Genomic DNA, 14418 nt, shown 5'->3' with positions numbered 1-14418 from the left:
ATGCGGGCGCCCGGTCCGGAGCCATACTCTCGTCTGTGGGGTCGACGCGGCATGCGTTCCGTCCCCGCCGCCGACGGAAGAGGAACCGGATGATTCAGGCACAGTCCCTGACCAAACGCTACGGAAGCAAGACCGCGGTCGACGCCGTCGACTTCACAGTGCAGCCCGGCCGGGTGACCGGGTTCCTGGGCCCGAACGGGGCCGGCAAGTCCACCACCATGCGCATGATCGTGGGCCTGGACCGGCCCACCCACGGCTCGGTCACCGTCAACGGCAAGCAGTACCGCGAGCACAAGGCGCCCCTGCGTGAAGTGGGTGTGCTGCTCGACGCCAAGGCCATCCACACCGGACGCAGCGCTTACAATCACCTGCTCGCCATGGCTGCGACCCACTCCATCCCGGCCAGCCGGGTCAAGGAGGTCATCGAACTCACCGGACTCGACTCGGTCGCCCGCAAACGCGTCGGCGGTTTCTCGCTCGGCATGGGCCAACGGCTCGGCATCGCCGCGGCCCTGCTCGGCGACCCGGCCACGCTGATCCTCGACGAACCGGTCAACGGGCTCGACCCCGAGGGCGTGCAATGGGTGCGCCACCTGGTGCGCCACCTCGCCGCGGAGGGCCGCACCATCCTGCTTTCCTCCCACCTGATGAGCGAGATGGCCGTCACCGCGGACCACCTCATCGTGCTCGGTCGCGGCCGGGTCATCGCTGACGCCCCGGTGGCCGAGTTGATCGGCGCCGCCACCCGCAAGACAGTGCGGGTGCGCACCCCGTACGCCCCGGAACTCGCCGCCCTGTTCCAGAGCGCCGACATCACCGTCACCCGCACCGAGGCCGACCTGCTCGAGATCGTCGGCGTCACCGCCGCCGACATCGGCAACCAGGCCGCCCGTGCCGGCATCGCCCTGCACGAACTGACGCCGGTCAGCGCATCCCTCGAAGAGGCGTACATGGCCCTCACCCAGAACGATGTCGAGTACCGCACCGGCGGCACACCCGATGACCCCGCCGCCGAGCACTCGGCCGCCGACCTGCAGGAGAGTGTCCGATGACCACGATTGCCCCGGCCCCCGTCCGCGCCTTCGTCCCCTCAGGCTCCGGCCTCAGTTTCGGTGGTGAACTGCGCTCGGAGTGGATCAAGCTCCGCACGGTGCGCTCCACCATCTGGTCGTACGCCACCGTCATCGTGATCTCACTCGGCATGTCGGCTCTCATGTCGGCTGCCCTCGACCTCGGCGGCCGGGAGATCAGCGCCGCCGAACAGGCCACGTTCCTCTCCCAGCCCGCGATCTTCGGCGTCTTCTTCGGCCAGCTCGTCGTCGCGGTCCTCGGCGTGCTCGCGGTCAGCGGCGAATACAGCACCGGCATGATCCGGTCCAGCATCACCGCCGTTCCCCGGCGCCTGCCGATGTTGGCGGCCAAGGCCGTGGTGCTCTTCCTCTGCACCTTCGTGGTCGGCCTGATCAGCACCGTCGGGTCCTACCTCATGGCCGTGCCCTTCCTCGCCGGCAAGGGCATCACGGCCAGCCTGGCCAACCCCGACCTGCTGCTCCCGTTGCTCGGCGGGGCGTTATACCTCGCCTTGGTCGCCGTCTTCGCCCTGGGCGTCGGCGCCATGCTCCGCAGCAGCGCCGGCGGCATCGCCGCTTCCCTCGGCATCCTGTTGCTGCTGCCGATCGTGCTGTCGATGATCCCGGCCCAGTGGCTGGCCGACCTGCTCCCGTACCTGATCTCCAACGCCGGCCTGGCCTTCTTCGGGCTCAACGGCTTCACCAGCGCCTCTTTTGAGACCTGGCAGAACATCCTCATCGTGCTGGGCTGGGTGGCCGTCTCGCTGGCCGGCGCCGCGGTGCTGCTCAAGCGCCGGGACGCCTGAGGCACGACGGCTTCCTGCGGCGCACCCCGGCGAGGGGTGCGCCGCGAGCCTGCGGCCCGGGCCGTAGGCTCGAGGTATGAGAGAGTTCTACCCCGAGATCGAACCGTACGACACCGGCATGCTCGAGGTCGGCGACGGCCACACCCTCTACTACGAGGTGTCCGGCAACCCGAACGGCAAGCCGGCCGTATACCTGCACGGCGGACCGGGCGGCGCCTCCAGCGCCACCCAACGGCGGGTGTTCGACCCCGAGAAGTACCGCATCGTGCTCTTCGACCAGCGCGGCTGCGGCAAGAGCACCCCGCACGCCAGCGCACCGGATGCCGACCTGACGGCCAACACCACCTGGCACCTGGTCGCCGACATCGAGCGTCTCCGCGAGCACCTCGGCATCGACCGGTGGCTGGTCTGCGGCGGTTCCTGGGGCAGCTCCCTCGGCCTCGCCTACGCCGAAACGCACCCCGAGAAGGTCACCGAACTCGTGCTGCGCGGCATCTTCACCCTGCGCCCGATCGAGCTGGACTGGTTCTACGAGGGGGGAGCCGCGGCCATCTACCCCGACCTGTGGGAGGGTTTCATCGCGCCGGTGCCCGTCGACGAACGTGGCCGGCTCATCGAGGCCTACAGCCGCCTGCTGCACGACCCCGACCAGTCGACGCGTGAACGCGCCGGCGTGGCCTGGTCCACCTGGGAGTCCTCCACCATCACCCTGCTGCAGCAGCCGGAGACCATCGAACGGTTCACCGAGCCGGCCTTCGCCGTGGCGTTCGCCCGCATCGAGAACCACTACTTCATGAACAAGGGCTGGTTCGAACCCGAGCAGCTGCTCCGCGACGCCGCCAAGCTCAAGGACATCCCCGGAGTCATCGTGCAGGGCCGCTACGACATGTGCACGCCGGCGTTCACCGCCTGGGCGCTGCACCAGGCCTGGCCCGAGGCCGACTTCCAGATGATCCCGGATGCCGGCCATTCCTTCGAGGAGCCCGGCATCCGCGCCGCGCTGCTCGACGCCACCGACCGCTTCGCGAACTAGCCCGGCCGGAGGACCGGCGTCACCCGGCAGCCGACTGTTCTGCGTGCACACGGCCACGGCCGGCGCCGTCCACGTCGGCGCCGATCGTGCGGAGCGCCAACCGGGCACCGGCGGTGGTGCCACGCACGGCGGCGACCAGAAGCGCGCCCGGCTGACCTGCCCGGAGGCGGTGCCTCCCGCCGCCCAGCATGCTGACGGCGTACCCCGGGCTGGATAGGAGCCAGTTCACGATCTGGCGACGGCCGAGATGCCGCGCGGCGAAGCTCAGCCGGCTCCGGCAGGCGGAGTACACGTCCAGCGGCGACACCTCCCCGGCCGCCGGGAACGACCCGGCGCTGCGCACAGCGGTGACGTCGCCGACCACGGTGAGGGAGCCGCCGGCGGCCACGCAACGCCAGGACAGATCGACGTCCGCCCACGAGCGGAAGTGGCCCTCGTCGCATCCGTCCAGCCAATCCCAGAGGGAGGCGTGGACCATCAGGCACGCCCCGCTGAGCCAGCCCCCTGGAGCGGAACTGTCCGCATCGGCGTCCATTCGCGCGCGGCCGCGACGGAGGTCCACAGCGCCGCCGCCGAACCACACGGACCCGTCCGGGTCGACGATTCGAGGGCTCAGGATGCGCTGGGGGTCTGCTGAGCAGCCCTGGGCCAGTGCGAGCACGCCCGGCTCGTCGATGCGCACGTCGGGGCTGAGTATCAACAGACGATCACAGCCGTGCGATCGGAGCAGCCGCACCCCGGCGTTGACCGCGGCTCCGAAGCCGAGGTCGAGCCCTGGTGCGAGAAGCGTCCAGCCTTCGCGAGCGCACAATGCGGTCGTGGCTTCCCGGTTGGCGAGCCCGGAGAAATTATCGACGACGACGACCCGTCCGGCGCGCGCACGCCGCCCGATTCCCACCAGATTGAGTTCGAGAAGATCGGGGACGCCGCGGTTGACGACAACGATCCCCAGCTCAGCGGGCAGCTGCACCGGAACTCCGTTCCGCCGGAATGGTCACAGAGCGCCTCGCGCCGCGGTGGACGGCGGCCGCGCACCGGTGCGTCCTCTCCGGTGGGAGCGACCGGTGCGTCCAGGGCTCTTGCCTTGGGTGCTGTACCCGGAGACGAGGCGACGGGCGAGATCTTCGTAGCTGTCCGTGACGTGGCCCCAGTTGTACAGGGCGGCGGCGCGACGTTGCAGAGCCTCACTGACCTCCTTGGTGTGGTGGGGATTCAGCTCGGCGTCCTCGATGAGGACCGCGAGCGTCTGGGCGTCCCGGAAATACGCTCCGTAGACGCCGAGTACGTCACGGTTGAACCTCACATCCCAGGCGATTGCGGCGGTCCTGGCTCCCATCGCGCGCAGGAGCGACGGGTTCGTTCCCCCGACCGAGTGGCCGTGCAGGTAGCTGACCGAGTGGGCATACAGCTGGTCGAGTTGGTCCTGGTCCCACAGCCTGCCCAGCAAGCGCACCCGCGGGTCGTGGGCGAGGGCGTCGATTTTGCGGGCGTGTGCGCCTGGACGCGGTGCGGAGCCCACAACCACCAGGGGGAGAGTGGCGCTGCTCTGCAGGTAGCCGTCGATGATCACGTCAACGTGGTTCTCAGGTTCGAAGCGGGAAACGACGAGGTGATACCCATGGGGTCGAAGGCCCAGTTCGGCCAGCCGCGTCGACGGGGAATCGTGCAGGAGATGGGTCCCGTAGCCGATCAGCTCTGTGGGGATGGCGAACTCCGCGTGGTAGTAGTCGACGATGCCCGGCGCGTCGGCGATGAGGGCGTCGGCCCAACGCACCGCCTGTTGCTCGGCCCAGCGGTAGTAGCGGCGTGCCGTGCCGCCCCACTTCTCGCGCTGCCACTCGAGGCCGTCGACGTGCACGGTGGTCGGGATGCCGCGCTTGCGCAGGAATGGCACGAACGGTGCGTTCGCCGAGTTGAACACGAACGCGACGTCCGGGCGCGCTCCGGTGGCGGCGTGCACCACCGAGAACGCGGTGTGACTCAGCGCTTCGAATGCGCCCAGCCGCAGCGCCGGCAGCTGCACGAGCCGCATTCCCAGGTAGACGCTGGCCGGGGGGACGTGGCCGGGCGCCGAGTTGCGGGAGCGGCAGTAGACGGTCACGGCGTGCCCACGATCGACCAGTCGGCGGCCGACCTCCTCCACCGCCGTTTCGAATCCGCCGAACGCGGCCGGGACCCCCCGGGTGCCGATCATCGCGATCCGGAGCGCCCCCACGCTGGAGGGCGTCACCGGATCGGTGCGGCCGGATTCCGCCATATCAGTAGGCCCCCAAGGGGCGGATGACGATCTTCACGGTTCGCCAGATGATCATCAGGTCACCGGCCAGCGACCAGTTCTCGACGTAGTAGAGGTCGAGTCGCACGCTTTCCTCCCAACTGAGGTTCGAGCGCCCGTTGACCTGCCACATGCCGGTGAGACCGGGCTTGATATACAAACGGCGGTGCATGTGTGACTCGTAGTTCTCGACCTCGGCGGGCAACGGCGGGCGTGGCCCGACGAGGCTCATCTGGCCGACCACGATGTTCCACAGCTGCGGCAATTCGTCGAGGGAGTACTTGCGCAGGACACGGCCGACCCGGGTGATCCGCGGGTCGCTACGGATCTTGAAGAGCACCCCGGCGCCTTCGTTCTGGTCGAGCAATCCGGCCAGATCGTCTTCGGCGGTTCGCACCATTGAGCGGACCTTGATCATGTGGAAAGTGCGGCCGTTGCGCCCGACTCGCTCCTGCCGGAACAACACGGGTCCGGGGCTGTCCAGCTTGACCAGGACGCCGATCACGAGAAGCAGCGGGCTGATCACCAGGAGCGCGGTGGCGCCGAGGGTGATGTCGAGAGCGCGCTTGAGCACGTGCTTGGCGCCGTCGTACTGGGGGATTTCCACGTGGATGAGGGGAAGGCCCTCGACCGGCCGGAAGTGGATGCGGGGACCGGCGATGTCGGTCAGCCGGCTCGACAGCACGAGCTCGGCCGAGGTCTTCTCGAGGTCCCAGCCCAGGTTGCGGATGAAGGTGTTGCCCAGGCTCGGATGCCCGGCCACGATCACGGCATCGACCCCCAGCGACTGCGCCGCGGCGGCGACGTGGGCGAAGTCGGACACCACGGGAACCCGGTGCCCGGCCGACGTGACGCTGGTCGTGTTCTCATCCTCCAGCGCGGCCCCCACCACGTGATACGCGGCACCCGACTTGTCGTTGATCTGCCTCACGACGTACTCGATGTCGTCCCGGCCGCCGACGACGATGGCCCGGGCCAGGTAGTGACCGAACTTGCGCTGGCGGATGAGCCACTTGCGCCAGAGCCACCGCTCCAGGACCAGGGCCGCGACCCCGAGCGGCAGGGCGAAAACGAAGTAGGCGCGGGCGGTGTCGACCTGCAACAGCAGGAATGCGATGGCAAGCAGGCCGAAGGCCAGCGCGCTGGCGTTGATGACGAGCTTGTACTCGGTGGCGCCCACCGCGACGACTCGCGGGGCCCTGGTGCGGAAGGTGGACAGGGTGACGATCCAGGTGCCGACCACGAGCCCGATGACAGCCCAGGCTGAAAGCGGGATCGGGGTCGTGTCCGCGATCGGGGTCCCCAGGGCGAACCGCGCCAGGAAGGCGACGGCGACGGCGGCGACGATCACGCCGGCATCCGTGAGTTGGAGCTTCGTGCGGTACTGCCGTGCCCACGCCGCACCGGACAGGCCGCTGGCGGCGGCGGCCGTGGCCTGAACGTCGGGGGCCGGCACCGTCGTGGGCGTGACCAGGCGCAACGGGGCTCGGTAGCCGCCGGGAATCGCTGCGGACAGCGGAGCTCGGGGCTTGGGCGTGCTCATCGGCGACCGAAGCTTGCGGCCGGCAACAACGAGCGCCCGGAGCGGGCACACCGGGCCGGGTTCGGAGGTTGAGATTTTTGGGGTCGACGGATGGGTCGACACGTCAAGGACGTATTCACGGAGGGTCCCCTGCAGTTCGGGTTTACAGGTTCGTACGGGAAGTGAAACGGGTGCTGGTGGGTCGGGTAAGGGAAATGTCGGGTGGCACAGGTGTGACGTGGTGACGGGTGTTGAGGATGCGGGTCGCGTGAGTGATCTGATAGATCCTCAGCAACTCACGAGGTGACCATACCCTGCAATCAGATTTCGGCGCTGTGACCTGAAAGGGGGACAGTCTGCGACGGTTACGCGGCGTCGGCCGGCCGGTACGTGGCGTCGGCATCCGGCGTGGACAGCGCCTCGGACAGGTGCCGCGCCAGCCGCACGGCCAGGCACACCGCAAGGAAAGTCGGGTTGGCCTCTCCGGCGGTCCTGAAGACGCTGCTGGAGGCGATGAAGAGATCGTCCATGCCGTGCACCTTGCAATCGCTGTCGACCACACCATCGTCTGGGTCGGCGCTCATGCGGGTCGTGCCGATGTGATGAAACCCGTCCGTCGCCTGCGCGAGCACCGAGGATGCCCTCTGGTCCTCGGCGTCGAGGTAGACCACCCGACCGCGTCCGGACGCCCGCAGCTGCTCGTCCAGGTACTGGTGCGACGCGAGCACCGAGTCCAGGTCCTGCACCGCGTACCTGAAGTCGATGTCCAGGCCCGGCTGGCCGTCGGCGCCGGTCGTCCCGTTGAGCCGGATCCTGGAGTCCGGATTGGGCGTCTGCTCGGCGTGGAAGTGCAGCGCGTAGCTGCCCCCGGCGTTCCGCAGCAGGAAGCCCGGCTTTCGAACCGACGAGAGGTATCGCTTGCGGAGGATTGTGGTCACATCCGCCGCGGCGCGAAACGGCCGCTTGGCGACATTCAGAAGATGGGCTGTGTACCGTCTTGGGCGGGGCCCGATGTGGCGCAGGCGGATGCCCTCGGCCAGGATCCGCCTGCCCAGCGGGGCCAGGGAGAGTGCCAGGAAGACCAGTGAGAGCGTGGCGTTGCGGTGCCCTTCCTCGTAGAACGGCGGGTTGTCGGCGTAGAAGCTGGTGTTCAGCAGGTGTCTCTCGCGTTGGGTGCGTTCGGAGAAGGTGAAGCGCCGACGGACGTAGGCGTTGTGGTCGTCGAGGCTGAAATCGAGGTCGCGGATGTCCGCCGCGTCGGTGAGCTGGATGTTCGCGATGCTTCCCGTGAGATGACCCATGTAGTAGCGGCCCAGCGGGCCGTCGGAGCCGCCGAAATGGTCGGGCAGCCGGCGCTGCAGGCTCAAAAGCAGTCGGGTGGTCTCCAGTCCTCCGCAGGCCAGCACGTAACTCAAGGCCCGGATCGAGAAGGGCTGGCTCTTGTGGATCACTCGAAGGTGGGTGACGCCGGTGCCGTCAGGGTCGGTGGCGATATCGGTGACCGTCGCCTCGCACAGCACCGTGACGCCGGGATGCGCGGCAACCCTGGAGCCGAGCCGGGCAGCCAGCTTCGGTTGGCGTGCCCAGCGTTCCAGCTGTGACAGGCTGACCTCGCCCAGACCTGCCCAGTCCTGGGCGCTGCTGCGGAACGTCGGCGCTCCGCAATCCAGGTAGGCGGCGGCGGTCGCCTCCCAGGGCAACACGTCAGCCTGGCTCAGGGGCCAGCCGCTTTCGGCGACGTAGTCGCGGGTTTCGAAGTCGATCGCTTCGAACCGCACGCACCGGCCGCCCCACAACCAGGACGATCCGCCGATGCCGCGTCTGGTCGCCTGGTCGATGGGCGCGTGCGTGGCGGGATCGAGCACACGCACCGGAGGTCGAGCCGCCCGTGCCGCGGCATCTTCCCTGGCGGCTTCGGTCCCGGCGTCCAGGACGAGCACCCGGAGGCCGGCGTTCGCGGCTTCGAGGGCGAGGGAGAGCCCGACGGGTCCGGCTCCGACGACGCAGCAGTCATAGATCTCGGTGGGGGTGGGCGGTTCTGTGGTGATCGACATCGATGCCAGCCTTCGGGGGCGGTCGTGGCGAGGCCCTCAGACGGGGGTCGGCCGTGGCGACAGCGCCCGGGGGCGGGCGCAGACGAGTGAGCGATGCTCTCAGGCGGGGGAGATCGTTGCACCGAACACGCCGGTGCGCATCCCCGGCGAGAGGAATCGAACACCCCCCTTCGGGGGCAAGCGGGCCCCTGGTCCCCGTGGCACTCTGTGCGGTGTGAGCGATACTCAGCTGCGACGCTGGGCGCCCCGTTCCCCGTTCTTTCGCACAGGCAAGCAGAGGAGCACCGTGTCTGACCGTTTGCCCGCCGTCGACGGACGCGCCCGATCCACGTTCTTCCCGAGGATCGGCTCCCTGGCAGCCAGGGCTCTGGCGACAGCCGTCGTCGTCGTGAGCGGAGTGTTGATCCCGCTCGGGGCGGTGCCGGCCAACGCGGCGGGATGCGGAACCGCGCCCAACCCCATCGTGTGCGAGAACGCCCTTCCGGGGGCCGCCCCGTCGGCGTGGGACATCACCGGGGCGGGCGATTCGAGCATCCAGGGATTCTCCACCGACATCAGCACCAACGTCGGCGGCACCGTCGGGTTCAAGATCGACACCGACGCCCGGGCGTACACGATAGCCATCTACCGCACCGGTTGGTACCAGGGCAACGGCGCCCGGAAGATCGCCGACGTCACACCGGCGGCGGCGCTCCCGCAGAACCAACCTCAGTGCATCACCCAGGCGGCGACCGAGTTCTACGACTGCGGCAACTGGGCGTTGTCGGCATCGTGGCCGGTTCCCGCCGACGCGGTCTCCGGCGTGTACATCGCGCTCCTCACCCGCTCTGACACCGGCGGCCAAAGCCACATCACCTTCGTCGTGAGAAACCAGGCCGGCACCTCCCAGGTCTTGTTCCAGACCTCCGACCCCACCTGGCAGGCCTACAACACTTACGGCGGGTCCGACTTCTACCAGGGAGCGGCCAACGGTCGTGCGTACAAGGTGAGCTACAACCGGCCCGTCGCGACCCGCGGAGGAATCAACGGACGCGACTTCTATTTCAGCAATGAGTATCCGGCGGTCCGGTTCCTGGAGAAGAACGGTTACGACGTCTCCTACTTCAGCGGCGTCGATACCGATCGTTTCGGGGCCAGCCTGAAAAACCACAAGGTCTTCCTCTCCGTCGGCCACGACGAGTATTGGTCTGGCGCCCAGCGCAAAAACGTGGAGGCTGCGCGGGACTCCGGTGTGAACCTGCAGTTCCTGTCCGGCAACGAGGTGTACTGGCGCACCCGGTACGAGCCTTCGGCCGACAGCAGCGCGACCCCGTATCGCACCCTCGTGTCCTACAAGGAGACCTGGAGCCAACAGAAGATCGACCCCTCCGCCGAGTGGACCGGCACCTGGCGTGACCCCCGGTATGCGTCATCGGCCAACGGTGGGGGCCTCCCCGAAAACGGGCTGACCGGTACGCAATACCAGTCCAACTTCTCCGACCTGCCCGTCACGGTCTCTGCCGCAGAGGGTAAGACACGGCTGTGGCGGAACACCGGTTTGTCCAGCCTCGCGGCGGGAGCCTCCGCCGCTTTGGCGCCGCATACCGTCGGCTACGAATCAAATGAAGACATCGACAACGGGTTCCGGCCGGCCGGTCTGATCAGGCTGTCGACGACCAAGGGATCGGTGCCCGAATACCTCACTGACTTCGGCAACACCGTCAGGCAAGGCACCACGACGCACAATGTCACCCTCTACAAGGCGCCCAGCGGGGCACTCGTGTTCTCGGCCGGCAGCGTGCAGTGGACGTGGGGGCTGGACCAGGAGCACGACGGCCCCGGTGCACCCGCCGACGTGCGGATGCAGCAGGCTCAGGTGAACCTGCTAGCCGATATGGGAGCCACCCCCAGCACGCTGACGGCCGGCCTGGTGGCCACAACCGCCAGCACCGATGTCACCGCGCCCTCGGTGACCGTCACGTCGCCCGCAGCAGGAACCTCCGTGCCCAACGGCGCCAGCACCACGATCAGTGGAACGGCGACCGACTCGGGCGGTGTCGTGGCCGGCGTCGAGGTCTCCACCGACGGTGGAACGACCTGGAGCGCGGCGACAGGCACCTCGAACTGGTCGTACACCTACGTTCAGCACGGCGTCGCCGCCCAGAGCATCCGCATCCGGGCGATCGACGACAGCGCGAACTACCCGACGACGCCCACCACTCTCGCCTTGACCGTCACCGGGCCGCACACTGTCTTCGGCGTGCAGGCTCCGGCCACGCCCGACTCGCAGGACCCCAGCGCGGTCGAGCTGGGCCTCCGTGTGACACCGACGCAGAACGGAACGATCGACGGCATCCGCTTCTTCAAGAGCGCAGCCAACACCGGCACCCACACGGGATCGCTGTGGAGCTCCACCGGAGACCGCCTGGCCACAGCGACCTTCACGAACGAGACGGCCTCTGGGTGGCAGACCGCCACCTTCGCCACTCCCGTCGCCGTCACAGCGGGAACGACCTACGTCGCGTCCTACTGGGCGCCCCGGGGACGGTATGCGGCCGACGGTGATGCCTGGGCCTATCGCGGAATCACCCGTGCGCCCCTCGCCGTTGCGGGCGGTTTCGGGGCCCAGCCGGCCAGCGTGTACAACACCAACGGTGATTTCCCCACCGATATCTACGGCCAGAGTAACTACTACGTTGACGCCGTGTTCACCCGTTCGGGCAACACCGCGCCCACCGCAACCGCCCAGTCGCCGGGACCGGGCTCCTCCAGCGTCGCCTTGAACACTCCGATCAGCGCCACGATCTCCACGGATGTCGTCGCGTCGTCCGTCGCCTTCACGGTGCGCAACGCGCAGGGCACCGCCGTCGCGGGGACCTCGAGCTACGTGGCCGCCACCCGCGTCGCCACCTTCACCCCGAGCAGCCCGCTCACTGCCGCGACCACCTACACCGTGACCCTGGCGGCCAGGGACGCCGCGGGCGCCACACTGAGCTCCGGCGGCACCTGGTCGTTCACCACGGTGCAGCCGGCGTCCACCGGCGACTGCCCGTGCAGCCTCTACGACGACAGCACCACGCCCGCCGTCGCGACCGTCGCAGACAACCAGGCGGTCACCCTCGGCGTGCGTTTCTCTGCCCAGACCGCCGGCCGGATCACCGGCGTCAAGTTCTACAAGGGGCCGGCCAACACCGGCAGCCACACCGGCACGCTGTGGACGGCAGACGGAACCGAGCTAGCTTCAGGCACCTTCACCGCCGAGACCGCATCCGGCTGGCAAACACTGGTCTTCACCCAGCCGGTGACTATCCAGGCGGGCACGGAGTACGTCGCCGGATACCGCACCACGGTGGGCCAGTACTCTGCCACGCCGGGCGGATATTCCGCGGCGTACACGCGCGGGCCACTCACCGCCGGCGTCAACGCGGGCGTCTTCAGCTACTCGACCGGATTCCCGTCCAGCCAGACAACGACTGACTACCTCGTGGACGTGGTGTTCGCCGGCAGCAGTGCCCCCGCGGTGACAGTGACCTCGACGACCCCGCCGTCCGGCGCGACCGGCGTTGCGGCATCAGCGACCGTGACCGCAACCCTGTCCGCCGCGCCCGCGTCCGGCACTCCGGCCCTCGCCCTCACAAGCCCTGCGGGTGCGGTTGCCGGTTCATCCGCCTACAACGCCACCACCCGGGTCCTCACGTTCACGCCGGTGTCGGCGCTGGCGGCGGCCACTGTGCACTCAGCGGTCGTCTCCCTCGGTGGAACGGCGCTGACCGGCGGGTCGTGGTCGTTCACGACGGCCGCGGCAACCGGAACGGGCACCACGCACAGCCTGCTCGGCAACCTCACCCCGACCGTGGCGGCGTCCACCGACGACACATCCCCGGTAGAACTCGGAATGTCCTTCAGCTCCACCGAATCCGGGTCGGTGACCGCGATCCGGTTCTTCAAGGGCGCGACGAACACCGGCACCCACACGGGGTCGCTGTGGTCGTCCACCGGCCAACGGCTGGCGACGGTGACCTTCACCGGCGAGACCGCCTCAGGCTGGCAGACGGCGCAGCTGGCGACGCCCGTCGCCTTGACGGTCGGCGTCACCTACGTGGTGTCCTACTTCGCTCCCATCGGCCGCTACGCCTCCACGTCCGACTTCTTCTCCACGGCCCGTACCGTCGGTCCGCTGACAGCGGGCACGACGACCAACGGCCGATACCTGTATGGCTCCGCCGGAGGATTCCCCACCAATACCTGGCAGAGCGCCAACTACTTCGTCGATGTGGTCTTCACGACATCCACGACGACGCCTCCTGCCGCGGTGACGGTGACGACCCGGACGCCGGCCACGGATGCGACGGGGGTTGCGGTCTCTGGTGCGGTGTCGGCGACGTTGTCGGCGGCTCCGGCGTCTGGCACGCCCACTCTGGCGCTGTCCAGTGCTGCTGGTGCGGTGGCGGGGACGTCGGCGTATAACGCGACGACCCGGGTGGTGACGTTCACTCCGGCTGCGGCCCTGGCGGCATCGACGGTGTATTCGGCGGCGGTGACTCTGGCCGGTGCTGCGGTGTCCGGTGGGGCGTGGTCCTTCACCACGGCGGCGGCTCCCGCCGCGGTGACGGTGACGACGAGGTCACCGGCGACCGGTGCGACCGGGGTTGCGGTGTCTGGTGCGGTGTCGGCGACGTTGTCGGCGGCTCCGGCGTCTGGCACGCCCACGTTGGCTCTGTCCAGTTCTGCTGGTGCGGTGGCGGGGACGTCGGCGTATAACGCGACGACCCGGGTGGTGACGTTCACTCCGGCTGCGGCTTTGGCGGCGTCGACGGTGTATTCGGCGGCGGTGACTCTGGCCGGTGCTGCGGTGTCCGGTGGGGCGTGGTCGTTCACCACGGCGGCGGCTCCCGCGGCGGTGACGGTGACGACGAGGTCGCCGGCGACCGGTGCGACCGGGGTTGCGGTGTCTGGTGCGGTGTCGGCGACGTTGTCGGCGGCTCCGGCGTCTGGCACGCCCACGTTGGCTCTGTCCAGTTCTGCAGGTGCGGTGGCGGGGACGTCGGCGTATAACGCGACGACCCGGGTGGTGACGTTCACTCCGGCTGCGGCCCTGGCGGCATCGACGGTGTATTCGGCGGCGGTGACCCTGGCCGGTGCGGCGGTGTCCGGTGGGGCATGGTCGTTCACCACGGCAGCGGCTCCTCCGACAGGCGGCACAGTCAGCCTGCTTGATGGCCTGACACCGTCGGTGGTGTCGGACTCGGACACCTCCAGGGTGGAGCTGGGCATGTCGTTCAGCACCTCCGCGGCAGGTTCCGTGACGGCGATCCGGTTCTTCAAGGGCGCGACGAACACCGGCACCCACACGGGGTCGCTGTGGTCGTCCACCGGCCAACGGCTGGCGACGGTGACCTTCACCGGCGAGACCGCATCAGGCTGGCAGACGGCGCAGCTGGCGACGCCCGTCGCCCTGACGGTGGGCCAGACCTACGTCGTGTCCTACTTCGCACCCGCGGGCCGGTACTCCAAGACCGCCGACTTCTTCTCCACGCCACGCACCGTCGGTCCACTGACCGCGGGCACGGCCACGAACGGCCGCTACCTGTACGCCACCGCCGGCGGATTCCCGACCAACACCTGGCAGGCAGCCAGCTACTTCGTGGATGTGGTCTTCACACCATCCGGCTGAGACTC

At 68.9% G+C, this 14418-nt stretch carries 8 protein-coding genes; 4 read left to right on the top strand and 4 right to left on the bottom strand.

The window, feature by feature from the left end:
• Positions 1–89: 89 nt before the first annotated feature.
• The 3 genes from CXY76_RS02710 to pip all read left to right on the top strand — a co-directional run bounded on the left by CXY76_RS02710 (position 90) and on the right by pip (position 2909).
• Entirely contained in the window at positions 90–1052 is a 963-nt protein-coding gene (locus tag CXY76_RS02710) for an ABC transporter ATP-binding protein (protein ID WP_104162730.1), read from the top strand.
• On the top strand, positions 1049–1876 hold the full coding sequence (locus CXY76_RS02705; RefSeq protein ID WP_104162729.1) for an ABC transporter permease subunit: 828 nt from the start codon (positions 1049–1051) through the stop codon (positions 1874–1876). Before CXY76_RS02710 ends, CXY76_RS02705 begins: the two co-directional genes overlap by 4 nt.
• A gap of 76 nt (positions 1877–1952) precedes the next feature.
• Entirely contained in the window at positions 1953–2909 is a 957-nt protein-coding gene (gene pip, locus CXY76_RS02700; protein WP_104162728.1) for a prolyl aminopeptidase, read from the top strand.
• 19 nt (positions 2910–2928) lie between these two features.
• Here pip and CXY76_RS02695 read toward each other — a convergent pair whose 3' ends face one another.
• The 4 genes from CXY76_RS02695 to CXY76_RS02680 form a co-directional block, all read right to left on the bottom strand.
• Complete coding sequence (locus CXY76_RS02695; RefSeq protein ID WP_104162727.1) at positions 2929–3879, bottom strand: glycosyltransferase family 2 protein; 951 nt, start codon at positions 3877–3879, stop codon at positions 2929–2931.
• 24 nt (positions 3880–3903) lie between these two features.
• The gene (locus tag CXY76_RS02690) at positions 3904–5166 is read right to left on the bottom strand and encodes a DUF1972 domain-containing protein (protein WP_104162726.1); all 1263 of its coding nucleotides are present in this window, start codon (positions 5164–5166) and stop codon (positions 3904–3906) included.
• 1 nt (position 5167) lies between these two features.
• Entirely contained in the window at positions 5168–6727 is a 1560-nt protein-coding gene (locus CXY76_RS02685) for a sugar transferase (RefSeq protein WP_104162725.1), read from the bottom strand.
• Between the two features lie 344 nt (positions 6728–7071).
• Entirely contained in the window at positions 7072–8760 is a 1689-nt protein-coding gene (locus CXY76_RS02680; protein ID WP_104162724.1) for an FAD-dependent oxidoreductase, read from the bottom strand.
• Between the two features lie 286 nt (positions 8761–9046).
• Here CXY76_RS02680 and CXY76_RS02675 point away from each other — a divergent pair, with 286 nt between their 5' ends.
• Entirely contained in the window at positions 9047–14413 is a 5367-nt protein-coding gene (locus CXY76_RS02675) for a DUF4082 domain-containing protein (protein ID WP_146073343.1), read from the top strand.
• The last annotated feature ends 5 nt before the right edge of the window (positions 14414–14418 follow it).

This window comes from Cryobacterium sp. N22 (genome assembly GCF_002929555.1).
Classification (GTDB): Bacteria; Actinomycetota; Actinomycetes; order Actinomycetales; family Microbacteriaceae; genus Cryobacterium.
This window is presented reverse-complemented; position numbering and strand designations above follow the sequence as displayed.